This window comes from Flavobacterium sp. FlaQc-30, assembly GCF_044005885.1.
Classification (GTDB): Bacteria; Bacteroidota; Bacteroidia; order Flavobacteriales; family Flavobacteriaceae; genus Flavobacterium.
The window spans coordinates 1034742-1056222 of the sequence record NZ_JBIPCO010000001.1 but is presented as its reverse complement, the minus strand read 5'-3'; the positions used below and the strand labels follow the sequence as shown (position 1 = coordinate 1056222).

The window sequence follows — 21481 nt, the reverse complement described above, 5'->3', positions numbered from 1 at the left end:
TTAGATTTTTAGATTACTGGACTTCTTAGAATTTTAGACTTTTGTCTCTCTGAGCGAAGTCGAAGAGTTTGGAATTTCTTTTTTTGAATATTAAATGTTATCACTTGCATACCACTCTGCAAACGACGATTCCGTTTCTTGAAGTTTAAGAGAGAAAAGCGAAATTCCTTTTGGCAGTCTTGCGATAATTCTATCAGCAAAATCAACTACCATATTTTCGCTTGTTGGCTGATAATCAACCAATATTACGTGATGTCCGCGATTTTTCAATTCATTTGCTAATTCGATATGCGGCGTTGTTTGATTGAATACAGTCGCATGGTCAAACTGATCGACGATTTCTTCTTTTACAATTTTCTTTAAATCAGAAAAGTCAATTACCATTCCGAATTTCACATTCGATCGATCTGTAATTGGCGAACCAATAACAGTTACCGACAATTTATAACTGTGTCCGTGAACGTTCTTGCATTTTCCGTCGTAACCGTACAATGCATGCCCGGTTTCGAAACTAAATTGTTTTGTAATTCTAATATTACTCATCGATTTTTAATTTAAGCTTGCAAATTTACAAATTAATAACCGTTTTCGTCTCTTTTTTTAGCACGGTTATACATCCAATAGGCAATTCCTACTAAAACGACAAACGGAATAAATGATCCTATAACAACACCTATTTGATAACTGCTGTCTGGAGCGTTTTTAATTTTCTCTGCCACATCAACCTTTTGGAATAAAGAAATAATAGTCATATTCAATAATTTATATGATGAAAAATTGGTTTTAAATCCTTTTTCAAAACTATGTTACTATTTGTATAAAATCAATGACTTATGTCATGCCTATTTTTTAAACTGCCTTAAAGCATTTCTGCTAAAATCAGACAAAACCAATTTACCTGTAATAGCGGCACGTTCAAAAAGCAGCGATTCCCAGTTTTCTGTATTTTCCCAAATGATCTTTTTCATTTCGTGTAATGCTTCCGGATTGTATGAACTTAATTTTTGAGCAAAATTTTCTACCTCTTTATCTAGATTTTCTGAATCAATTAAAACAGAATAAAGTCCTTTTTGAAAAGCCCAATCTGCTGATTTCCATTCGTGCGCTGCCAATGTCATTGCTGTCATTGCAGTTTTACCAATTTTACGAGATACAGCGGGCTCAATTACAAACGGACCAATACCAATTGCAAGTTCAGATAATTTAATATCACTTTGAGGAGTTGCAAAAACATAATCGCAAGCCGCAATTATTCCTACTCCGCCTCCAACTGCTTTTCCTTGAACTCGCCCAATTATAAGCTTGCTGCAGCTGCGCATAGCATTTAGTAAATGTGCAAAACCAGAAAAAAATTCTGTTCCTTGTTCTTCATTTTCTACCTGCAGAAGTTCATCAAACGAAGCGCCGGAACAAAAAGCTTTTTCGCCTTCGCTCTTCAAAACAATAAGGGAAACTGCATCGTTTCGGCTCAATGAATTAATTTCTAATGTAAGTTTATTTAATAATTCTCGCGGAAAAGAATTACTTGCAGGATGCCCAAATTGCACCGTTGCAATTGTATCTTGAAAAGAAGTCGAAAGCGATCCTTTTGTTGTTTCTAAACTCATAAAAATAGTTTTAAATGTAAAGTTACGGTTTTGACAACTATTTTTACTCAGATCCTTTTCTAAATTTGTTTATTGAAAATTAATTGACTTTATTTGCTATGACTTTGGGGGATTAGCTCATTTGGCTAGAGCGCTACGCTGGCAGCGTAGAGGCGATCGGTTCGAATCCGATATTCTCCACAAAAACTGTATTACTTAATTGAAATACGGTTTTTTTTATGATTTATTTTAAACACAATCAACTTTAAACCAACACAAAACCCCATGAAAAAAAGCATTCTGATTGCATTACTTACTCTAGCTGGCGCAAGCTCTTTTGCACAAGAATTCAAAGTTAAAAAAGGTGAAGTTTTACTAGATGGTAAACCTATTGCTAAAATGTCAGCTAAAGTACTTCGCCAATATGAAATTTCGAATCTGGACGGAACAAATACAATTACAGCATACATGAGAGTCTGTGAAAATCCTGCACCTGGAAAAGCTTATATTGAAATTGCTAATGAAGAAAAGAAAGCAAACGATCTTGATTTTGCAAAATATTCACCTTTCAACGTTGACCGAAGCATTATTCAAACCTTATTTGCAAAAGGTATGATTACAGAAAACGGAATTCAATTAGAACAAGTAAACACTTTTTTAAATGGCGAACCAACTGGTTTAGGTGAAAAATACGGGTGTAAACAACAAAGTGCAGAAAAAGCAATAACAGATGCATTGGCCTTAACAATTGATGATAACGGAAATGTTTTTAGTAAAAAAGAAAAAATAGGTTACATCAGAATGATTACAAACAATGGAACTACCAGTGGTGCTGTTGAAAAATACGAAGTAACAAATCTAGATTACAAAGTAATCGGAACTTGGTATGGAAAGTTTGGAATGGTTCAAGGTTACAGCAAAGCTTTAAATCAAGAAATTTATACTTACGATGGTAAAGTTTTTAAAGTAGAATTTAATAACGGAGGAAATTTTATTGGTTACAAAATGAGCCAAGACGTTACTGCCATGAACATTATAAAAAAATTAACTGGAAATGGATATTCTTTAGGCCATAAATAAAACCAGCAATACAAAAGCAAAAAAGAGTTCTCGTTGTTAATTCGAGAACTCTTTTTATTTATAGCTTCTTCTTATTTCTCATTTGCCGCGTCATCGGCGTCTATTCTATCTTTTACAGCTTTCTTGAAATCATTATTCAACAAATCTGTTAGTTTCTTTTTCTCTTTTTGATTTTTTCTGATTGTAAGTACAACTAGAATAACTACTAGTACTGCAACAACCGCCATTACAACCCAATTAATTTCCATAGCTTTAATTTTTAATTAAAAATAAGAAACTATATCTAAATACTATATTATCAAAAAGTTAAGTATTAGATCTTCAACAAAAACTTATTCTGACAGAATTATACCTTTTACAAGACATCTCACTAAATGATATGATTACTTTTGTATATCAAGAATCTTAAAAAAGTGAATGTTTGTAAAATTTCAAAAAACAAATCTTTTAAAATGAATCAAAATTTAAAGTCTGAGATACTTTCATTCTTAAAGAAACTTATTGCAATTGCACTATTAACATTCATAGTCACTTTCTTAGAAATATATTGGTCAATGCAAAGTCTTTCTGAACAAATATCCAGCGGGAATCCAGATAGTCATTTTTTTGATGATGCTTATTTAATATCTGTATTTACAACCGTTTTTCTAACAATTATTTTTATGCCCCTTGCATTCATAAAAAAAATATACCTGAGAATAACAGCCCAATTACTGATTATAATTTCAACATGGTTTTTCTGGAATTACAGCATTTTTGTTGATCGTGAATCTTCGTGGAGTACGTATCTTTTTAAAGAAGAATTAATGTACACTCTTACATTGTCCTTTTTTCCTATCTTGGTTTTATCAATTGTTATGGTATTTGCTTTAAATTATATCTCAAAAAATAGGAGCCTAAAACATGAAAAAACAAATACTGCAAACATTTAAAACTCCTATCAACATTTTTTCAGCTCGATTTTACAATTTTACTTAAAACTATCAATATGCGTAACTTAAAATTTTTACTTCTCGGATTTTTGCTAATGTTTTCTTTTAAAGGCATTTGCCAAGATAAAATTTCACAACAAATACTAGAACGTCTAAAAGCGCAGCAAACCTGCTGGAATAATGGTGATCTCGAAGCTTATCTTGACTTTTATGCTCCCGTAGATTCAGTTCGAATGATTTACAGCGGAGGTGTGGTATATGGGAAAAACAACATTACAGATTTTTTCAAAAAATATTGGCCAAAAGAAAGAATGGGAAAATTAACTATGACCGATTTTGTTATTGAACCTCTTTCGAAAAAAGATGCTTTTGTGAGTGCAAAATTTAGTGTCGAAGCTCCGAATGGTAAAAACAGTTCTGGGCAATTTTCGGGAATAATGCGAAAAATAAACGGTGTTTGGTATTTGTATGTTGATCATTCGGGATAAAATAATAAAGACGCTCAATTGAGCGTCTTTATTATCCCTAAATCATTCTTTTTGAATGGGTTGTATGATTAGTTTTCCTTTCATTACTGTTACGGCAACAGGTTTATCAATTAAAAATCCAGCCTCTTTGAGCCAATTACCGCACAAACGTATCTGTGGTACAATTACTGGCTGTGTTTTATACATGCCTATAGAACGCGAAAGCCTGTAAAATGCATAAGCTTTCATTCGCCTAATTGATAATACATTTGAAGTTTTTTCGATTTCAGAGGTTGTAGTTTCTACCTCTTTACTGCTTGTTTTTTCTGTGTAAGTCATTTCAGAATTTTTTTAGCCAGCCAAAAAAATACGGTTTCAGCCTTTCCCGTTGACTTACACCTTTATAGGGCAGTGGGCGCATTAACGCACCACACGGGGGTACCGAAACCGCGTATCTATTAGGGCAGATAAAAAATCCGCCTTATTTTGACGAAGTAATCGCCCTATAAAAGATGTAAGTCGTAGCAAATGTAGCGAAAAAGCTTTTCTGTTTTGTAAGAAAAAAGATAAAATTAACTTTTAAAACTTATGCAGGCTTTAAACTTTTGATTTTCAAATTAAAACAAATTAAAGTACTTTCGTACATAACGAAACTCAAAATCATATTTAAGTAATGACAACAAGATTGTTCTTTTTATCAAGTGCTTTTTTAATTTTATTATCTGCTTGTAATAAAAAAGAAAACACCTCAAATACACTTCCTAAAGTAACAGAACAGAAGGCAGCTGAAACGAATACTCTTCAAGCTGAAGAAACCTCGAGAAAGGAAAGCATCTATTTATTTACTGTTATGCCAAAAGACAGCAGCGATGTTGCTTTTGTTTCTCTTTCGGATATTTATCCTATTGACAACGAAAAAGATACTCTGACTTTACCCAACCTTGAAAAAATGGCAGATGCCGATGCCCAATATTTCACCTTTACCAAAAACTACAGAAAAAGATTTTTATCTAAAACCAATATTTCTGAAACCGATTCGCTGTTTGTTTACGATTATGCCAAAAACAAACTTGCATCTTTTTTAGTAAAAAATCTAAAAACTGCTGCGATGCTAAATGTGTATTCTATTGGAGATGCCGGACCGTATCGTAATTATGATTTTATGATTGGTTTCGAAATTAACAAAAAACATTTAAACGGATTCAGCGATTATTACAGAAATGCTTTGGTATATGTAGGCAAAGAAAATCCGTTTTCGAAAGAACGCTTGAAGCCAATTTCGTGGAAAAAAATCGCAAAAAAAGATTATCCGTCTAAAGCACTGAAAAATAACGACCGTGCTTTGCTAAAGAGTACAATAGCGGGAAATACGTATTTTTACAAAACAGAAAGCTATCAGTATTTTTTACAAGACTATCTAGACAGCAATAAAACAATTTATGGCAGACGTTTATTAGTCGTTGATTCAAAAACCAAAGATGTTATAATCGAAAAACTTTACAGCCAAAGCGAAGGCACATCACCTGCTCCGCTAAATTATGAAAATGGAGAAGATTCTATTGAGCAATGGACTGGAAAACTTTTTAAAAACAAACCTGAAGTTGTTTTTGGTTTCGAGTATCTTTCCTTTAGTTGTCCAAGTATTTCTGTAATCGACAAATCAAATGAAGAGATTAATATTCAATGCGATAATCGTCATTAAGATTTCTTCAAAAAATATTAACCAAAAGAAATAATATAAAACAATATCGGGCATTTATATGTTGATCATTCGCGATATTTTTTTATCAGAATTCTAAAACCGTAATTTAATTCCCTAGCAACAATCCAAAAACAATTTTCACAATACTTAACTACAGAGGAATTACTAAAGGAGAAATAAATCTTTCAATTCATCACTGCAAAAAATCCATTTCTGTTTTTGAGCATGCTCAAAAACAGAAATGGATTTTTTTTATTACAATGACTTAATTACAACAAGTAAAACGGTTATTAAAATCTCATTTTCTTAATCTCTGTACAATATCATGTCTTATTTTGCTGCAAATAAAACTTTTACATGCTGTCTTTTTTCTTTTGCTTTACAATATTTGGATGTTTTATTTTATAATAATCACCCCAAAAAGATTGCATCTCAAATAGCATCAACGCATTACAAAAATTCTGTTAAAATGAATAAAACATTAAAACTTATAATTTTTTTGACAGGAACAACTCTTCCATTAGCCTGTCAAAATAATTCCTCTTTATTAACTGCAGAAAATGAAACTCTTTTAATTGCTGCAAAGGGAGAAATAGTAAACATAAACCTTGAAACTAATACAATAAAATGGCAGTATAAATCTAAGAATGACACCATTATTAACTATTCTGTATTTACTGTTGACGATAAAACAATATACGCTCCTTTCAGTAGCGGAAAAATAACTGCTTTAGATCTTAATTCAGGAAAACAAGTTTGGGAAGGCGCAATAAACAATAGTGATATGGAAATTCAGGAAAACACACAAAACAATCCTTATATTACAACAACCCCCTTAATTTACGAAAATAATCTTTACCTAAACACTTCTTCACTGGACCGCTCAAAAAGTACAGCATATTGTTTTGATAAATTTTCAGGCAAGAAAAAATGGCAAACAGAAACAGATATCTATGAACGACAGTGCATTAACCTAATTAATGATTATCTATTTCTAGGATTCTCAAAATATACTTTAGAAGGTAAAGCAGAAAGTATATTTAAAAATCCCAAAGAACAGGAAGAACTCGATCCACAACTTTGGACACAAAGAATTCATATACAAATACAAGCCGACAAAAACAATCTATATGCTGCCAACAAAGATTTTGGAAGGATATTTTGTCTGACATTTGATAATGATACCTATCTTGAAAAACATACCTTAAAAGAGAGTCCTTTTATAAACAATCCAGAGATATTTAAATGGATATTTTATGATTATGAATTTAACAGTGCAACAGATCTCTTATCTTCAGAAGATATGCTTTTTGCAGCTCTTGAAGATCAGTATTATCGCACCTGCATATTTGCTATTGATAAAAAATCAGGAAAAACAGTTTGGAAAAGACTATTAGGTACTAATAATACCCCTAAAGAAAATGATCCTAATACTTCCAATTTTTTTATGAATAAGGTAAAAACATGGTCACTTATCAACAACCAATTGACTGTATGTGATCAAAACTATATATACCAGATTGATCTTGATGGAAAACTAATAAATCAGGTATTGATCCAGGGAGAAAAACATAATCCACTTTCTAATATTGAGATGGATCACAACAATAATTTTTATTTTATTACCATAGATGGGGTAACAAAATACAATGCAAAATCAGAAAATTTTGAAATCATCCTGAAGAAAAATTTTTACAGAATGCCATTTACCCGCATAAATGATTTTCAGATAAAATATTTACCAAAAAAATAATAAATGTAAAGCCAATGAACAAGTATTTGCTTATAAAACACATTGCCGTAAGAGTTGTGGTTATTCTTATCGCTTATGCATTTTTGCTGTATAAAATGATGAGCAACAACAGAGATGGCGGAAGCAATTTTGTTCCAGACAACTTTGTACCTATGATGATTGGGCTTGGAGGTCTATTAGCCTGGAGCATTTGGCTTGTAGCCGAAACAGTTGTATATGCCATACAAAAATCAAAAATGGCGTTTGTTGATTTTATCCTCTTGATTGTTCTGGTTGGAATACCTTTGGCTGTTTCCTATTTGATGCATAAATATTATTGAAAAATTCGATGCCGGAAATATTCAATAAAAGTTGGTCAAAAGCAGTTCAAAATAAATGTAAAGATGATCTAAAAGATGAAAGAGTTTTAGAAAAAGAGATTGCCAGATGTGAGCGAATTATAGATGCAAACAAACAGAGTCAAACCGCCTGTTTAAAAACAAATGCTGACATTACCAAAGACAGATTATATGTATTTAAGTTATTAGTCTCTCCTCTTTGCAAAAATTCACAAAACATATGAAGACAACTTAACAAATAACTACTATGAAAAACTATTTAATAATGATACTAATTCTATTTTCCTTAATTAGTTGTAAATCTCAAGAAACCGAATTATTCACGGTTTTTGGCAAAGAGCTAAATAATACCTTATTCACTGCTAAAGTTAACGATAAAACAAGTATCGTAATAGAAGAGAATAATGACAAACTTAATGAAAAAATAAAAGTCACTGAGCAGTTGCAAAGCACTACCCGACAAAACATTTATTTTTTTCAAAGTAATGGACTTGATAGTAGAAAAATCAAAGGCTTAACTGTGGCAGAATTTATAGAAAATGACAATGTACTATGTATTTATATCGATACAATTTTTGCTAATAAAGAACAGGTTAAAAAATTTATTTCCAAACCTATGAATCTGGAAATGGCAATACCTATTTACTTCGTAAAAAACATAACGTTAAAACAGGTAAACAGAATGCCTACCATTAAAAACATATCTGCAGAAGATTTAAAAACGCTGAAAGAAAGAAACAATCAAAGAGTAGAGAGATTGAAATTACTGCCTGAAAATTTGGATGATTTTACAAAATTAAAATTATATATGAAACAACAAACGTGGCTGAACACACAATGTTTACTATTAGGTTATAAATTTCCTCTTACCAGCGACGAACATAAATGGCTCATTAGTGAGATAAATAAACAATGCTACTACAAAAAATAACTACAGTATTCTCAGAAATGTTTTGAAAGCACAAGAACAAATCACGACAAACAACTATGAAAAATTTTACAGCCCTACTACTCGCTTCAATACTTTGCTTGCAGTCCTGTGCGCAAAATGATAAAGAGATGAATGAAAAAGCGACACAAATATTAAGCAATTTATATAAAGAAGTACGACATTACGATCAGCGTATCAATTATCAAGCAGATATATTTATAGGCGGTTGTAATTTAGAACTATTAATAAATGATTTTCCTGTACAAACTTATTTTGATTCGGGCAATGGCGCTATTTCTACCAGTATCCCTATCAATACCGCTATTCTCAGACCTGGAACACAAACCTGGAAAATCAGAATATACCCCATACATGATGTAACGCAAATAAACGGCGTGATTACTAAACTACCCCGAGCCTCAATAGAGGAAAATGCCCGTGTAGAAATCAAAATTGAAGGAATACGGTACAAAGAAAATGGAGATATCGAAAAACATTTTGGAAAAGTTTTAGAATTTAAAGCTCCGCTAATAAAAGATGAAAAAACAGGAAAAAACAAATTGGCAGATGCTGGAAAAACCTACATAGAATACAGCGGAACATTTGAAGCCAACGTTCCGTACAACTTATCTGGCTGGCAAAACAGTGAAGATTTGAGAAGTATAGAACCCGAAATGCTTAAGCTGGAAGTAGTAAAAGAATACGAAAAAATAAGTCAATGGCTCAAAGACAGAAACCTTATCAATATTGCACAAGCCAAATTAAAAAGTAAAAAAGAAGAAGCACAGGCACTCTTTTACAATAACTCAACAAACAACGAATACATTACCGATTTTATTGACACCTGGGGGCATGAAAATACCAAAGTGCAATCACTAGAAAATTATTCACTTCAATTTTATGGAAATGGAAAAATAGTCACTTTAATTAGTAATACTTATAAAAAATCGCCTTTATGGGCCACTTTTAAAGATGATAAAAATGAAGACAATTATGTTATCTATTCCCTTTATTTACACAGTCCCAAAGGGAAAAAGGAATTAGAAATTATCCGGTGAAAAAATTGATTATGAATAAAAAAGAAATTATTGAGTAAATAGAACGCAAACATGTATAAAATCTACAAAGCCCGCACAGAAAAAGTTAAATGATGCAAAATGAAACAATTTAATCCTATATGGGCACTTAAAGCAGTTTTTCTCCTGTTTATACTTTTAGGAATAGGATTGGCTTGTTTTGCATTTTGCACAATTAATATACCCTTTGGCGCATGGATTATTATTGGCGCTTTTATCCTAGTACCGTCATTTTTGCTTTATAGTTTAAGTTACAGAATTCCTATATCAGCAAAAACACAAAAAAGAATAGACGAAAGACGCAGTATTCTTCAGTTCGAAGAACTACGTTTTTTAATTATCGATCCTTTATTTGATCAAACCACAATTGTAGAATGGGATAATATCGCTCAGATCAACTACCATAATACAAACATAACAGATTATGAAGCCGTTTTTTGTATAGAACTGGAAAAGCTTCCCGAAGTAATAATGCATCAAAATAGATGGTGGTTAAACCGATGGGCTAATAAAAAAGGAATTGTATCTAAAAAAGTAACTATAAAAGAAGACACCAAAAATACAAATCGTTTTTTAGATCAGATCAGTAGACATTTACTAGTTACAATAGATGATGAAATTTTTGTAGACAAACGAAAAGGACATTTATTGAGCACAATTAAGGTAGAAGACGTTAATCCGAGAACCATTACAGAACATTGGAAACCTGTTAATAATACCGAAACAACAGTTTTGTTTTACAAAAGAAAAAGCTCAAAATACTAAAGTTCTAAAAAAATCCCACTGGAATTTCTTAGATATCTCCTTTCTTTCGATGTTTTATCTCAACAAAAAACCCATCCTTATCGACCCATAAAAATATCCCGAATTGGTGTCAATTCCTGGATCATTCAATTCACGTCCTCGATAAAGAAAAGAATAAGATAAGTTGAAGTTATTGTGTCGGTATTTTAAACCTGCTTCGGCATTAAAACGAAGCGGCACCAAATCAAAAGTTATGGGACTTGTGTTATTAAACATACTACCTTCGATTGTGGCATCATAAAACTGATAATTAACGCTTGGCAAAGCGTAAAAATAGAATTCTCTAATATTTGGTTGTGCTTGTGCACTCACCGAAGCCTCATGCATATTTGAATCGTAAATTGGAAGCAGTTTTTTAAAACCAATCCTAGTCATAAAACCTGTTGAAACTCCCGTAAAAATAGTTCCTAAATTGGCGTCTGACTGCCAATGAAGATCTGCAAAATCATTATGTTTTGATGGAAATAATTTCTTCGAATACATTACATGAGCCTGTACAGCAAAAGCATTATGAAGCTGATTTTCCCAGCCATACACCTTTTTATATCCAATAATTTTATGAAATCCTTCCTGAGTTTCTCTGCCTAAAGCATTTGGCCCCATAAAACCCAGCTGAAAATCTGTCTTTAAAACAGATTCACTTTGGTAAAAAAAACTTCTTCCTGCTTCGGCAAAAAGATATGCCGTAAACGGACGGTCATTTACATTAACTGCCTCTTTGTTTATAAATCTCGGATTATAAATATATTGCCCGATTCTAAATTCAGTAATTTTCTTGTTGATTTTTTCATTGTCGTTTTTAGACAGAAATCGATAAAAAAATTCTAAACCATTGGTGTAATACATATCATTTTTTGATGATGTGTATAAATCATTATCAGATATGAAACCAATTTCTGTTTTTTTACCTTGACCAAAAGTCAAAGCTGTAGTTAAAATGAGAAATGCAAAAAATATGTTTTTACTTCCCATTATAATTAATTTTTCCAACGGCACGCATTTCGCGTACGATTCTTTCTTTTCTGCGGTTTATATAACTTGAAGAACCTGTAGCCTTAAATTTTCTTGGGTTTGGCAAAATTGCTGCTATTCCAGCTGCCTGCATGGGCGTTAAACTTGAAGCGTCGCGACGATACCAATGTTCCGTTGCGGCATAAGCACCATAAACGCCATCTCCCATTTCGATACTATTTAAATACACTTCCATGATACGCTCTTTGCCCCAAATCAATTCAATTAAAACAGTAAAATAAGCTTCAAGTCCTTTACGGAAGTAGCTTTTTCCCTGCCATAAAAAAACGTTTTTTGCAGTTTGCTGTGAGATTGTACTTCCGCCTCGAATTCGGCGTCCGCGCTCGTTACTTTTATATGCCTTTTGAAGTGCTTTAAAATCAAAACCATTGTGACTTAAAAAAGTTCCATCCTCGCTGGCGATAACCGCTTTTTGCAAGTTCATTGAAATCTTTTCAATTGGTTCCCAATCGTGATCAAAGTAAACTTCTTTTCCAGCCATTTTGTTTTCGATTGCTCGAATAACCATTAAAGGCGTAAAAGGTACAGGCACATATTTAAAAAACACAACCGATGCGATCGAAATTCCAAAAAACCAGAGACATAGTTTAATGAAAAACCATTTTACTTTTTCTCCAAAAGAACGATTTGTCTTCTTAGAAGCTGTTTTAGGTTTAGGTTTGCTTGCGGTTGTTTTTTTTGGTTCTGCTTTTTTGATTGCCATTATATTAAATCTGCTAATTCTGTTCCTATTAAACTGCCTATCGCTACTCCCATTCCGCCTAAACGTACTCCACAAAACACGTTTTCAGACAGTTGAGCAACAACAGAACTTTTACTATTTCCGACTCCCATAATCCCACTCCAACGGTGTGCAATCTTGAAATCCTGATTCGGTAAAATTACATTTTTCAACAACTCCTCCAATTTATTTTGAATAATTTTCGTCTGCCCAAATTCCGTTGTCGTTTCACCTTCAAAATCTAGATTTCGACCTCCTCCTAGCAAAATGCGATCGTCTATATTTCTGAAATAATAATAACCGCGATCTAAATGAAACGTTCCTTTTATATCCAGATTTTTTATGGGTTCGGTAATTAAAACCTGTGCTCTAGCAGGCTTTACTTCTCCTTTCGTCAAAGAACCTGCAAAACCATTTGTAGCAAAAAGCACTTTACTCGATCTAAAACTAAAATCGTTTAGAACCAGCTCTACATAATTTCCTGCATCAAAATACGAAGTTACTGTTTGCTGATTTAAAATTAAAATACCCGCAGAAACAGCTTGTTTCAACAATTCCTGCATCATATTTCCCGTATCTATCTGCGCTTCAAATGGATTAAAAACCAAATAATCCTGAGTATTTATAAATCCAAATCGATCTGTTTCTTTAGAAAAAACATCTGCTTTAAAAAGTGGTTTTAAAATTTCATTAATGAAAGGCATTTTCGAAATACATTCATTAAAACCAGTTTCATCTTCCTTCAAAAACAATTCATATCCGCCGTGAGGTTTAAAATCAATTACGGAATCTCCTAATCTTTTTCGGAGTAATTGCAGTCCTTTCCAACGTTTTTCGATTAAACCCACAACATCATCTTCTGAATTTGTTTTTAAGTCATCCATAATTTCCGAAAGACTTCCAAAACAAGCAAAACCTGCATTTTTTGTACTCGCGCCTTGTGGTAGCATTCCTCTTTCTATAACTAGAATTTTTGAAGCAGGAAATCTTTCGCGTAAGCGCAAAGCAGTATGCAGACCAACAATTCCGCTGCCTACAATTGTGTAATCAATATTTGTAAACCAGTTCTTTAATTCCCAATAACTTAGTTCCATCTTCAGAGTTTTTATAAAAATAATGTTTTTTTATTCGCCACGACTCGAGCGATAGCGAACAGACGAAGTAATTCACGAATTATTTTTTTTATTAGTCTTTGAGAATAAAAAATTTGTGAATTCGCGGCGAACAAAATTTTAAAGATTCCATTTTTGGATCTCTATCCAAATGTCAGGCTGAGCGAAGTCGAAGCCTCTTTTGGGAACGAAAGCCCCTTGACTTCGCTCAGGGTGACAATGGATGATAAACTTTAACAAATTTTGGAATTTTAAATTCGTATTTTTAGCCCCACAAAAAATAGAATTTTTATTATGAAAAAAGTATTATTTACAACCTTAATAATGATGAGTTTAAACGCTATCGGACAAAATGTAATGTCGCCAGAATTGTTATGGAAATTAGGAAGAGTGAGTGCACTTGGACTTTCAAAAGATGAAAAAAATGTTGTTTTTAAGGTTTCTACTCCATCTGTAGAAGAAAACAAATCGCATTCTAAATTTTATACTATCCCTGTAGGCGGTGGTAATGCAACTGAAGTTACGGATACAAAAGCGATTTTAGCCGACAAAAACATTTCGCCTGACGGAAAATTTTTAGTGTACAATGAAGAAGTAAAAATTGACAAGGTTTTAGGTAAAGATTTTTATCCAAAACTTGATAAATCTGACGCACAAATTTATGATGGTTTAGATTATCGCCATTGGGATACTTGGAACATAGGTAAATTTAACCACGTTTTTTATAAGGAAAACAAAGACGGTGCTAAGGGAATTGACATTTTGAAAGGAGAAACTTTTGACTCTCCGCAAAAACCTTTTGGCGGTGATGAAGATTATATCTGGTCTCCTGATGGAAAAAGCATTTTGTATGTGTGCAAGAAAAAAGCAGGAACTGATTATGCAGTTTCTACGAATACCGATATTTATGAGTACAATTTAGAGACTCAAAAAACAACTAATAGAACTGAAGGCAACTTAGGTTACGACACTGCTCCTCAATTTTCTCCAACAGGAAATTTAACTTGGCTACAAATGAAACGTGATGGTTATGAGGCTGATAAAAACGACATTATTGTTGAATTTAAAGGAATCAAAACGAACTTAACGGCAAACTGGGATGGAACTGTAGATAATTTTATCTGGAGTAAAGACGGAAAAAATGTATTTTTTGTTGCGCCTGTTGATGGTACAAAACAACTTTTCAGCGTTAATTTTCCTGGATTAACAAGAATTGCAATTACTGTTCGCCAAATAACAAAAGGTGATTTTGATGTAAATGATTTAGTAGGATTTGCTGGTGATGATATTATTGTAACTAGAAATGACATGAATCATGCACCGGAGATTTTTTCTTTTAACTTGAAGAAAAACACTTGGAAACAACTTTCAAATGTAAATACTGATACTTACAAAACGTTGACTCTAAGCAAAACTGAAAAACGTTATGTGACTACAACTGACGGTAAAAAAATGTTGGTTTGGGTAATTTTGCCTCCAAATTTTGATGCTTCAAAAAAATATCCAACTTTGTTATTCTGTCAAGGCGGACCTCAAAGTGCATTGACACAATCGTATTCTTTCCGTTGGAATTTCTCATTAATGGCAGCAAAAGGTTATGTTGTTGTGGCGCCAAATCGTCGCGGAATGCCTGGTCATGGTGTTGAATGGAACGAGCAAATTAGTAAAGATTGGGGCGGACAGGTTATGGACGACTATCTTTCTGCAATCGATGATGTTGCCAAAGAGAGCTATGTTGACAAAAGCCGTTTAGGATGTGTTGGTGCGAGCTACGGTGGATATTCAGTATTTTATTTAGCAGGAATTCACAAAAACCGTTTTAAAACTTTCATTGCTCATGATGGTGTTTTCAATACGGTAAGTATGTTGGGAACTACTGAAGAAGTTTTCTTTAACAACTGGGATTTTGGCGGTGCATATTGGGAAAAAGACAATGCTGTTGCACAAAAAGCATATACGACTTTTAACCCTGCAACTATGGTTGAAAAATGGAATAAACCAATCTTGATTTTCCAAGGCGGGAAAGATTTCCGTGTGCCAATCGGACAAGGACAAGAGGCTTTTCAAGCGGCACAATTACGAGGAATTAAAAGCCGATTTGTTTATTTCCCTGAAGAAAATCACTGGGTTTTACAACCTCAAAACGCTCAAGTTTGGCAAGGTGAATTCTTTAAATGGTTAAACGAAACACTTTAATCTCAAAATAAAAACAAAAAATCAGCCTCAGATATTTATATAATCTGAGGCTGATTTCTTTTTAAGACTGTTTAATTATATAAACATTTGGACTGTTTTTGCTTTTTTGAGATCGAAATTTTGAATAAATTGCAGATAATTCCAATATCTCAAACACTTCCTCAATCTACACCTAAATATTTATGGAGAGTAAAAAAAGTTATACAGCACTCAAAGTCTTATTCAGTTATGTTGCATTACTGGCTTTGGTCGTTACTGTTGGATGGTTTTTATACTCTGAAAATGTAGTCTACAATAAATTGGAAGATAAAATTGCTTTTGAAAAAACTAAAATTTTAAGAGTCAGCAAACTATTTTCAAACGTTTATAAAACGGAAAGTTTAGCTCGAAAAACAATTCAGACCAATTCTGAAAGTGATTTTAAAAATTATCTTATTGAAACGGATTCTTTAAGAGCAAGAATTGACACTTTAAAACAAATTGTTACTACTGAATATCAAAAAGTTCTATTAGACAGCGTTACTTATTTATTGTCTGAAAAAACAGAAAACATCCGCAAGCTAAAAACTATAAAAAACAAAGCTGATGATGAAGTTTCTGTAAATACCGCTATTGATGAAATCACTAAAATGGAATTTAAGCTTAGAAAACTGGAACTTCAGGATTTTAGCAAAAACCCAAATCAATTAGGCAGTTATCAACGAAATGTACTTCAAAAATATGTGGATTATCTGAACCAAAATATTCCAGATGACAGCACAAATACTTTAAGCAAGCAAGCTTCTGATTCTATCTTGGCCAATTCGAAAAAATTACTGAGTAATGTAAAATTGAAGGCTGAAAAGAAAAAGGAATCGTTGAATTTTGAGGAAAACAAGTTACTAAAAAACGAAATTGCCATTTCTGAACAACTTAGAAAGGTTCTTCGAATTATCGAAAGAGAGATCATTATTAATTCGATAAAAAACAATTCACTAAAAGAAAAATCATTACGCAAAGTCAATGAAATTGTAACTGCTTCTGCCATTATAGGATTAATATTGACTATTTTCTTTTCGATTTTAATTGTAAGCGATTACTCGAAATCGCAATTGTATAAGAAACAGCTTGAAATTGCGAATTTTAAAACTAAAAATTTATTAAAAAGCCGAGAGCAGTTAATTTCGACAGTAAGTCATGATTTAAAAACGCCGCTGAGCACCATTGTGGGTTATTCTGAACTTTTGGGAAATTCTGATGTCAATACAAAACAATCTTACTTTATTAAGAACATCAAAAATTCTTCGGAATATATTACACAGCTTGTTCAGGACTTATTGGATTTCTCTAAAATTGAAGCTGGAAAAATTACTATCGAAAAGGTTCCTTTTTCTTTAACTGAAATTATTGAAGATACTGCCAAAAGCATTCAATCTGTTTACGAGCAAAAAAACATTGATTTAATTATAAATGTTGACGAAAAATTAAAAACAAGAATCGTTGGCGATCCGTTTCGATTAAAACAGATTTTAACCAATATTATTGGTAATGCCTTTAAATTTACTGAAGAAGGTTTTATTAAGATCAGCGCATATTGTACTGATGATGAAAAATCTTTTGCAATTACAATTGAAGACACTGGTATTGGAATCGAAAAAGGCAATCAAAAATTAGTTTTTGAAGAGTTTGCACAGGCTAATGAAAACATTGAAAAGAAATACGGCGGCACAGGATTAGGTTTATCAATCTGCCAAAAAATAATTGCAATTCTTGGCGGAAGTTTAAAACTCGAAAGTACGTTTGGAAAAGGAAGCACATTTAAAATCAAACTTCCTCTACAGTTTGACAGCAGTAATAATACTGTTGAACACAACGAAAAACCAAAACTTGGTTTTACTCAAAAACTGACTTTTATTGTAATTGATGACGACACTAATCTTTTGAATTTAACCAGCGGCGTGCTTCGACAAGAAAAGCACGAAGTTTTATCCTTTAACAGCGCCGTAAAAGCATTGGAGACTATTCAAAATACGCCTTTTGATTTTGTTATTACCGACATTCAGATGCCGGAAATGGATGGTTTTATGTTTTTGAAAAAGCTCCAGACTTCTGAAAAAGGATTGTACAAAAACCAACCTGTTATCGCTTTGACCGGAAGAACAGATTTAGAAGCGTCTGTTTACACCGAAGCTGGATTTACAACGGTAATCAAAAAACCATATTCGCCAAAAGTACTTATAGAAACAATTCAATCTATCTTGGCAGATGACAGACTTCCAAATGCAGTAATAAATGAGCAAGAATCTGGAGAGACTTCTTCTCAATTGTATTCTTTAAAAACGCTAAAAGAGTTTTTGGGTCATGATAATGATGCTTTAAAAGACATTTTAAAAGCTTTCATGGCTAGCAGTAACGAGAATTTTACGGCTCTTGAAAATGCTATTGCGGAAGAAAACATTGCAGATATTCGAGCAATCTCTCATCGAATTGCGCCTATGTTCAAACAGATCGAAGCACGAGAAATTGGAGTTATTCTAAAAATACTGGAACAAAATGATCTTGAAATTGAACAAGTAAAAGACATTTATCAGGATCTAAAAATCAAAAGGGATTTGCTGTTTAACGCCTTACAACAAGAAATAGTCTAATCTATATTGTATTGCTTTAATTTATTATAAAGTGTTTTTCTGGTAATTTTAAGCAGTTTTGCGGCTTCTGATTTATTGTTTTGAGTTCTATTCAGCGCCTGAATAATGGCTTCTTTTTCGTTATCTGATAATGAAAAAGAACCTCCCGTATTTTGCTGTTTTTGAGTCTGAAAGAATTCAGCCGGCAATACATCGCTTTTTATAAAATCTCCTTGAGATAAAAGTGTAGCTCGTTTAACGCAATTTTGCAATTCGCGTAAATTACCCGGCCAGTTGTAATTTTGAAATATAGTAACAACTTCTGGAGAAAATCCTATAATATCTTTGTTTAACTGCTGATTGGCTTTTTCAAGAAAATAATCAGCAAAAACCATTAAATCTTCATCACGATCTTTTAAAGAGGGAGACTGAATAGAGAATTCATTGATTCTATGGTATAAATCTTCTCTAAAATCGCCGTTTTTTACTGCTTCGCGTAAATCTTCATTTGTAGCGGTAATGATTCGGATATCGACGTTTATTTCTTTATTGCTTCCAACGGGTTTTATTTTTCGCTCTTGAAGCGCACGTAATAATTGAATTTGATTTTCATAAGAAAGATTTCCTATTTCATCCAAGAAAAGTGTACCTCCGTTTGCGGCTTCAAAATACCCCATTTTATCACTAATCGCTCCTGTAAAAGATCCTTTTAGATGTCCAAAAAATTCACTCGCTGCTAACTCTTTGGGAATAGCTCCGCAATCTACTGCAATAAAATTATTATTCTTTCGATGACTTTGCTGGTGAATACTTTTGGCAATAATTTCCTTTCCGGTACCGCTTTCGCCGATAATTAAAACAGACATATCTGTAGGACTTACTAATTGAATGTGATCCAATAGTTTTTTTGAAGCAACTGAAATTCCTTTTACAAATTCGTTTTCAGTTGATACTGACTTTTTTACTCGCTTTTTTTCTTTAACTGGTGCTTCATCTTCAAATTCAGATTCAGGAACCTGCAGTGCATTTGTAATTACAAGGAGAACCTCATCTGGATTAAATGGTTTTGAGATATAATCGGCAGCGCCATTTTTTATCGCTTTTACAGCTGTATTTACATCAGAATATCCAGTCATTAATACAACTGGAATTTGAGGATGGGAATTTTTAAATTCAGACATAAGCCCTATGCCGTCAGAATCAGGCAGGCGAAGATCTGTCAAAATTAAATCAAACGATTCAGTTTTAATTGCTGATCTTGCTTCTGCAGCAGAGAATGCTATACTTACTTCGTATTGTTTTTTTACTAGAAATTTCTCCAGCAGTTTACAAAACGAAATATCATCTTCTATCAATAAAATCTTTGGCATTTGTTTTTAGGGACTTTTTTGCTAAAATAAGACTATTAAAATTGTATTTTCACAAAGTTATGCAAAAAAAAAGAGATTGCACGCTGCAATCTCTTTTCACCAAAAACATAAATCTAATTTCACCTAATTATATTTTCAACCAGTTGCCATTGACATCTGAAAAAACAGTAGCCTTCTGGTCACCAACCGATATTTCTAGTTTGTATTCTTTTTTATCATTAACAAAAGCTTTCTCCAGTTTTGCATTTGGATAAGCGGTTTGCAGAGCAGTTTTTACAGCTGCCGGAACAGCATCTGAAGTAATCTCGGTATATTCTGTTTGTACCGAAATTGACATTTGTACTTTATTTGAAGTTGTCTCTGCTAAAGCGGGAAGTGACAAACTCGCTAAAATAATAGTTACTGCTAGGGCTGACTTTTTCATAGTGCTCTGTTTTTAATTATTTCTTAATGATATTTCCTGAAGCATCAGTGAAAAAAGTATATTTCTTACCTTCTTTTGAGATTTCAAGCTTGTACTCATTTTTATCGTTTTTGTACGCTTTTTCAAGTTTAGTACCTGGAAAAGATTTCTCGATTGTTGACTTCACTGCTGCTGGAACAGCATCTGCTGTAACTTCAGTATATCCATCTTGAATGTTTACTGTTGCAATAACAGAAACTGACTGAGTCGAAATTGCCGCCTGAGATGTCAAACCTCCTAAAATAAGTGCTGCAGATAAGATTAACTTTTTCATAATGCTTAGTTTTTATGGTTACTTTTTAATAATTTTTCCTATCGCATCTGTGTACACAGTTGATTTTTCACCTCTAACAGTGATTTCAATTTTGTACTCTTTTTTGTCGTTTACAAATGCTTTCTCCAATTTTACACCTGGATAAGCTTCGTCTAAAGATGTTTTGATTGCTGCCGGAACGGCATCAATTTCTTTATACTCGTCTTGATAATTTACTGATTGTACAGCTGATTTTGCTGCAACAGTATTTTCTGCCTGAATTGACAAACTTCCTAAAAGGATAGCTGCCGATAAGATTAACTTTTTCATAATTATATTTTTTTAAAGTTGACTTGACTTATTTTTTGATCCAAGATCCATCAGCGTTAGCATAAAGAGAACCTACTTTGTCTCCCACAGTAACATCTAATTTATACTCTGATTTTGTGTTTTTAAAAGCTTTCGAAAGTATTGCATCTGGATATGCTTTTTTAAGAGCGTCTGTTACTGCAGATGGAACTTCTTCAAGTTTAATTTCAGTGTATTCGTCTTGAATTGAAATTGTTTTTACGATTGTATTTGAAATTGGCGAAGTTGAAGCAAATGATGTTAAACCTCCCAAAACGATTGCGGCTGATAAAAATAAATTTTTCATGGTAGTGATATTTTAATATTGTTAATTTAATCTTAGTATTACTAATTCGAATTTTCAAGAGAATACTCTTTAGGGATTATTTTTTAATCCAAGTTCCGTCAGCGTTAGCGAAAAGATTCCCTACTTTTTCTCCAACTGTAACGTCTAATTTGTATTCAGATTTCTCGTTTTTGTATGCTTTTGTAATTACTGCATCTGGATATGCTTTTTTCAAAGCTTCTGTAATAGGAGCTGGAAGCTCTTCTAGTTTAATCTCTGTGTATTCGTCTTCAATTGAGATAACTTTTACAGTAGTGTTTGTAACTGGACTAGTTGAAGCAAATGAAGTTAAACTTCCTAAAACAATTGCGGCTGATAAAAATAAATTTTTCATAATGTATATATTTAGTAATTAATAGTTGTTT

Annotated in this window: 26 protein-coding genes and 1 tRNA gene; 13 read left to right on the top strand and 14 right to left on the bottom strand. The window is 32.7% G+C overall.

Annotated features, from left to right (window positions below; all coding sequences use genetic code 11):
• Window positions 1-90: 90 nt before the first annotated feature.
• The 3 genes from ACHRV0_RS04675 to ACHRV0_RS04665 all read right to left on the bottom strand — a co-directional run bounded on the left by ACHRV0_RS04675 (window position 91) and on the right by ACHRV0_RS04665 (window position 1607).
• Window positions 91-543 (bottom strand): 6-carboxytetrahydropterin synthase, encoded by a 453-nt coding sequence (locus ACHRV0_RS04675; RefSeq protein WP_089054343.1) that lies wholly within the window; start codon window positions 541-543, stop codon window positions 91-93.
• A gap of 32 nt (window positions 544-575) precedes the next feature.
• Window positions 576-752 (bottom strand): hypothetical protein, encoded by a 177-nt coding sequence (locus ACHRV0_RS04670; RefSeq protein ID WP_395440059.1) that lies wholly within the window; start codon window positions 750-752, stop codon window positions 576-578.
• 90 nt (window positions 753-842) lie between these two features.
• Window positions 843-1607: an enoyl-CoA hydratase/isomerase family protein gene (locus ACHRV0_RS04665; RefSeq protein ID WP_395440058.1), complete on the bottom strand. Its 765-nt coding sequence runs from the start codon at window positions 1605-1607 to the stop codon at window positions 843-845.
• Between the two features lie 106 nt (window positions 1608-1713).
• Between ACHRV0_RS04665 and ACHRV0_RS04660 the strand changes: the two genes are divergently transcribed.
• Both ACHRV0_RS04660 and ACHRV0_RS04655 read left to right on the top strand, forming a co-directional pair.
• Window positions 1714-1787 (top strand) — tRNA-Ala (locus ACHRV0_RS04660).
• Window positions 1788-1871: 84 nt separating this feature from the next.
• Window positions 1872-2666 (top strand): hypothetical protein, encoded by a 795-nt coding sequence (locus ACHRV0_RS04655; protein WP_129023739.1) that lies wholly within the window; start codon window positions 1872-1874, stop codon window positions 2664-2666.
• 71 nt (window positions 2667-2737) lie between these two features.
• On the opposite strand, the gene ACHRV0_RS04650 is transcribed toward ACHRV0_RS04655, so the two are convergent.
• Window positions 2738-2914 carry a hypothetical protein gene (locus ACHRV0_RS04650; protein ID WP_164973663.1) on the bottom strand — a complete coding sequence of 59 codons (177 nt, stop codon included), beginning with the start codon at window positions 2912-2914 and terminating at the stop codon, window positions 2738-2740.
• Between the two features lie 204 nt (window positions 2915-3118).
• Here ACHRV0_RS04650 and ACHRV0_RS04645 point away from each other — a divergent pair, with 204 nt between their 5' ends.
• Window positions 3119-3598 carry a hypothetical protein gene (locus tag ACHRV0_RS04645; protein ID WP_395440057.1) on the top strand — a complete coding sequence of 160 codons (480 nt, stop codon included), beginning with the start codon at window positions 3119-3121 and terminating at the stop codon, window positions 3596-3598.
• A gap of 56 nt (window positions 3599-3654) precedes the next feature.
• Window positions 3655-4086, top strand: a complete 432-nt coding sequence (locus tag ACHRV0_RS04640) for a DUF4440 domain-containing protein (protein WP_089054346.1) — start codon at window positions 3655-3657, stop codon at window positions 4084-4086.
• 42 nt (window positions 4087-4128) lie between these two features.
• On the opposite strand, the gene ACHRV0_RS04635 is transcribed toward ACHRV0_RS04640, so the two are convergent.
• Window positions 4129-4404: a SymE family type I addiction module toxin gene (locus ACHRV0_RS04635; RefSeq protein ID WP_395440056.1), complete on the bottom strand. Its 276-nt coding sequence runs from the start codon at window positions 4402-4404 to the stop codon at window positions 4129-4131.
• A 334-nt stretch (window positions 4405-4738) separates the two neighbouring features.
• Here ACHRV0_RS04635 and ACHRV0_RS04630 point away from each other — a divergent pair, with 334 nt between their 5' ends.
• The 7 genes from ACHRV0_RS04630 (at window position 4739) to ACHRV0_RS04600 (ending at window position 10630) form a co-directional block, all read left to right on the top strand.
• A complete protein-coding gene (locus tag ACHRV0_RS04630) occupies window positions 4739-5767 on the top strand; it encodes an oxidoreductase (protein ID WP_395440055.1) in 1029 nt (342 codons plus the stop codon).
• Between the two features lie 469 nt (window positions 5768-6236).
• On the top strand, window positions 6237-7520 hold the full coding sequence (locus tag ACHRV0_RS04625) for a PQQ-binding-like beta-propeller repeat protein (protein ID WP_395440054.1): 1284 nt from the start codon (window positions 6237-6239) through the stop codon (window positions 7518-7520).
• A gap of 14 nt (window positions 7521-7534) precedes the next feature.
• Window positions 7535-7840 (top strand): hypothetical protein, encoded by a 306-nt coding sequence (locus ACHRV0_RS04620; RefSeq protein ID WP_395440053.1) that lies wholly within the window; start codon window positions 7535-7537, stop codon window positions 7838-7840.
• Window positions 7841-7848: 8 nt separating this feature from the next.
• Window positions 7849-8082 (top strand): hypothetical protein, encoded by a 234-nt coding sequence (locus ACHRV0_RS04615; RefSeq protein WP_395440052.1) that lies wholly within the window; start codon window positions 7849-7851, stop codon window positions 8080-8082.
• Window positions 8083-8105: 23 nt separating this feature from the next.
• The gene (locus ACHRV0_RS04610) at window positions 8106-8789 is read left to right on the top strand and encodes a hypothetical protein (RefSeq protein ID WP_395440051.1); all 684 of its coding nucleotides are present in this window, start codon (window positions 8106-8108) and stop codon (window positions 8787-8789) included.
• A 56-nt stretch (window positions 8790-8845) separates the two neighbouring features.
• The gene (locus ACHRV0_RS04605) at window positions 8846-9847 is read left to right on the top strand and encodes a hypothetical protein (RefSeq protein ID WP_395440050.1); all 1002 of its coding nucleotides are present in this window, start codon (window positions 8846-8848) and stop codon (window positions 9845-9847) included.
• Window positions 9848-9946: 99 nt separating this feature from the next.
• Window positions 9947-10630 carry a hypothetical protein gene (locus tag ACHRV0_RS04600; protein WP_395440049.1) on the top strand — a complete coding sequence of 228 codons (684 nt, stop codon included), beginning with the start codon at window positions 9947-9949 and terminating at the stop codon, window positions 10628-10630.
• Window positions 10631-10684: 54 nt separating this feature from the next.
• On the opposite strand, the gene ACHRV0_RS04595 is transcribed toward ACHRV0_RS04600, so the two are convergent.
• From ACHRV0_RS04595 to ACHRV0_RS04585, 3 genes are read right to left on the bottom strand one after another with little or no spacing between them, the layout of a single operon-like run.
• A complete protein-coding gene (locus tag ACHRV0_RS04595) occupies window positions 10685-11641 on the bottom strand; it encodes a lipid A deacylase LpxR family protein (protein WP_395440048.1) in 957 nt (318 codons plus the stop codon).
• Window positions 11631-12404 (bottom strand): monofunctional biosynthetic peptidoglycan transglycosylase, encoded by a 774-nt coding sequence (mtgA, locus tag ACHRV0_RS04590; RefSeq protein WP_129053021.1) that lies wholly within the window; start codon window positions 12402-12404, stop codon window positions 11631-11633. The genes ACHRV0_RS04595 and mtgA overlap by 11 nt, the downstream gene beginning before the upstream one ends.
• Entirely contained in the window at window positions 12404-13516 is a 1113-nt protein-coding gene (locus tag ACHRV0_RS04585) for an NAD(P)/FAD-dependent oxidoreductase (RefSeq protein ID WP_395440047.1), read from the bottom strand. Before ACHRV0_RS04585 ends, mtgA begins: the two co-directional genes overlap by 1 nt.
• Window positions 13517-13828: 312 nt before the next feature.
• Here ACHRV0_RS04585 and ACHRV0_RS04580 point away from each other — a divergent pair, with 312 nt between their 5' ends.
• Entirely contained in the window at window positions 13829-15730 is a 1902-nt protein-coding gene (locus ACHRV0_RS04580; RefSeq protein WP_129025054.1) for a S9 family peptidase, read from the top strand.
• A gap of 182 nt (window positions 15731-15912) precedes the next feature.
• Entirely contained in the window at window positions 15913-18357 is a 2445-nt protein-coding gene (locus ACHRV0_RS04575; protein WP_395440046.1) for a hybrid sensor histidine kinase/response regulator, read from the top strand.
• Here the strand turns inward: ACHRV0_RS04575 and ACHRV0_RS04570 are convergent.
• The 6 genes from ACHRV0_RS04570 to ACHRV0_RS04545 all read right to left on the bottom strand — a co-directional run bounded on the left by ACHRV0_RS04570 (window position 18354) and on the right by ACHRV0_RS04545 (window position 21450).
• Complete coding sequence (locus tag ACHRV0_RS04570) at window positions 18354-19706, bottom strand: sigma-54 dependent transcriptional regulator (RefSeq protein WP_129025058.1); 1353 nt, start codon at window positions 19704-19706, stop codon at window positions 18354-18356. The genes ACHRV0_RS04575 and ACHRV0_RS04570 overlap by 4 nt on opposite strands.
• 127 nt (window positions 19707-19833) lie before the next feature.
• Window positions 19834-20130: a hypothetical protein gene (locus tag ACHRV0_RS04565; RefSeq protein WP_089054356.1), complete on the bottom strand. Its 297-nt coding sequence runs from the start codon at window positions 20128-20130 to the stop codon at window positions 19834-19836.
• Window positions 20131-20146: 16 nt separating this feature from the next.
• Window positions 20147-20443: a PepSY-like domain-containing protein gene (locus ACHRV0_RS04560; protein WP_129025060.1), complete on the bottom strand. Its 297-nt coding sequence runs from the start codon at window positions 20441-20443 to the stop codon at window positions 20147-20149.
• Between the two features lie 18 nt (window positions 20444-20461).
• On the bottom strand, window positions 20462-20752 hold the full coding sequence (locus ACHRV0_RS04555) for a hypothetical protein (RefSeq protein ID WP_395440045.1): 291 nt from the start codon (window positions 20750-20752) through the stop codon (window positions 20462-20464).
• Window positions 20753-20780: 28 nt separating this feature from the next.
• Entirely contained in the window at window positions 20781-21077 is a 297-nt protein-coding gene (locus ACHRV0_RS04550; RefSeq protein ID WP_395440044.1) for a hypothetical protein, read from the bottom strand.
• Window positions 21078-21153: 76 nt separating this feature from the next.
• Entirely contained in the window at window positions 21154-21450 is a 297-nt protein-coding gene (locus ACHRV0_RS04545; RefSeq protein ID WP_129025066.1) for a hypothetical protein, read from the bottom strand.
• Window positions 21451-21481 lie beyond the last annotated feature (31 nt).

What these genes read in the sequence shown, in the direction of transcription:
- ACHRV0_RS04675 (WP_089054343.1), bottom strand. Translation starts at nt 543, where the DNA reads ATGAGTAATATTAGAATTACAAAACAATTTAGTTTCGAAACCGGGCAT.
- ACHRV0_RS04670 (WP_395440059.1), bottom strand. Translation starts at nt 752, where the DNA reads ATGACTATTATTTCTTTATTCCAAAAGGTTGATGTGGCAGAGAAAATT.
- ACHRV0_RS04665 (WP_395440058.1), bottom strand. Translation starts at nt 1,607, where the DNA reads ATGAGTTTAGAAACAACAAAAGGATCGCTTTCGACTTCTTTTCAAGAT.
- ACHRV0_RS04655 (WP_129023739.1), top strand. Translation starts at nt 1,872, where the DNA reads ATGAAAAAAAGCATTCTGATTGCATTACTTACTCTAGCTGGCGCAAGC.
- ACHRV0_RS04650 (WP_164973663.1), bottom strand. Translation starts at nt 2,914, where the DNA reads ATGGAAATTAATTGGGTTGTAATGGCGGTTGTTGCAGTACTAGTAGTT.
- ACHRV0_RS04645 (WP_395440057.1), top strand. Translation starts at nt 3,119, where the DNA reads ATGAATCAAAATTTAAAGTCTGAGATACTTTCATTCTTAAAGAAACTT.
- ACHRV0_RS04640 (WP_089054346.1), top strand. Translation starts at nt 3,655, where the DNA reads ATGCGTAACTTAAAATTTTTACTTCTCGGATTTTTGCTAATGTTTTCT.
- ACHRV0_RS04635 (WP_395440056.1), bottom strand. Translation starts at nt 4,404, where the DNA reads ATGACTTACACAGAAAAAACAAGCAGTAAAGAGGTAGAAACTACAACC.
- ACHRV0_RS04630 (WP_395440055.1), top strand. Translation starts at nt 4,739, where the DNA reads ATGACAACAAGATTGTTCTTTTTATCAAGTGCTTTTTTAATTTTATTA.
- ACHRV0_RS04625 (WP_395440054.1), top strand. Translation starts at nt 6,237, where the DNA reads ATGAATAAAACATTAAAACTTATAATTTTTTTGACAGGAACAACTCTT.
- ACHRV0_RS04620 (WP_395440053.1), top strand. Translation starts at nt 7,535, where the DNA reads ATGAACAAGTATTTGCTTATAAAACACATTGCCGTAAGAGTTGTGGTT.
- ACHRV0_RS04615 (WP_395440052.1), top strand. Translation starts at nt 7,849, where the DNA reads ATGCCGGAAATATTCAATAAAAGTTGGTCAAAAGCAGTTCAAAATAAA.
- ACHRV0_RS04610 (WP_395440051.1), top strand. Translation starts at nt 8,106, where the DNA reads ATGAAAAACTATTTAATAATGATACTAATTCTATTTTCCTTAATTAGT.
- ACHRV0_RS04605 (WP_395440050.1), top strand. Translation starts at nt 8,846, where the DNA reads ATGAAAAATTTTACAGCCCTACTACTCGCTTCAATACTTTGCTTGCAG.
- ACHRV0_RS04600 (WP_395440049.1), top strand. Translation starts at nt 9,947, where the DNA reads ATGAAACAATTTAATCCTATATGGGCACTTAAAGCAGTTTTTCTCCTG.
- ACHRV0_RS04595 (WP_395440048.1), bottom strand. Translation starts at nt 11,641, where the DNA reads ATGGGAAGTAAAAACATATTTTTTGCATTTCTCATTTTAACTACAGCT.
- mtgA (WP_129053021.1), bottom strand. Translation starts at nt 12,404, where the DNA reads ATGGCAATCAAAAAAGCAGAACCAAAAAAAACAACCGCAAGCAAACCT.
- ACHRV0_RS04585 (WP_395440047.1), bottom strand. Translation starts at nt 13,516, where the DNA reads ATGGAACTAAGTTATTGGGAATTAAAGAACTGGTTTACAAATATTGAT.
- ACHRV0_RS04580 (WP_129025054.1), top strand. Translation starts at nt 13,829, where the DNA reads ATGAAAAAAGTATTATTTACAACCTTAATAATGATGAGTTTAAACGCT.
- ACHRV0_RS04575 (WP_395440046.1), top strand. Translation starts at nt 15,913, where the DNA reads ATGGAGAGTAAAAAAAGTTATACAGCACTCAAAGTCTTATTCAGTTAT.
- ACHRV0_RS04570 (WP_129025058.1), bottom strand. Translation starts at nt 19,706, where the DNA reads ATGCCAAAGATTTTATTGATAGAAGATGATATTTCGTTTTGTAAACTG.
- ACHRV0_RS04565 (WP_089054356.1), bottom strand. Translation starts at nt 20,130, where the DNA reads ATGAAAAAGTCAGCCCTAGCAGTAACTATTATTTTAGCGAGTTTGTCA.
- ACHRV0_RS04560 (WP_129025060.1), bottom strand. Translation starts at nt 20,443, where the DNA reads ATGAAAAAGTTAATCTTATCTGCAGCACTTATTTTAGGAGGTTTGACA.
- ACHRV0_RS04555 (WP_395440045.1), bottom strand. Translation starts at nt 20,752, where the DNA reads ATGAAAAAGTTAATCTTATCGGCAGCTATCCTTTTAGGAAGTTTGTCA.
- ACHRV0_RS04550 (WP_395440044.1), bottom strand. Translation starts at nt 21,077, where the DNA reads ATGAAAAATTTATTTTTATCAGCCGCAATCGTTTTGGGAGGTTTAACA.
- ACHRV0_RS04545 (WP_129025066.1), bottom strand. Translation starts at nt 21,450, where the DNA reads ATGAAAAATTTATTTTTATCAGCCGCAATTGTTTTAGGAAGTTTAACT.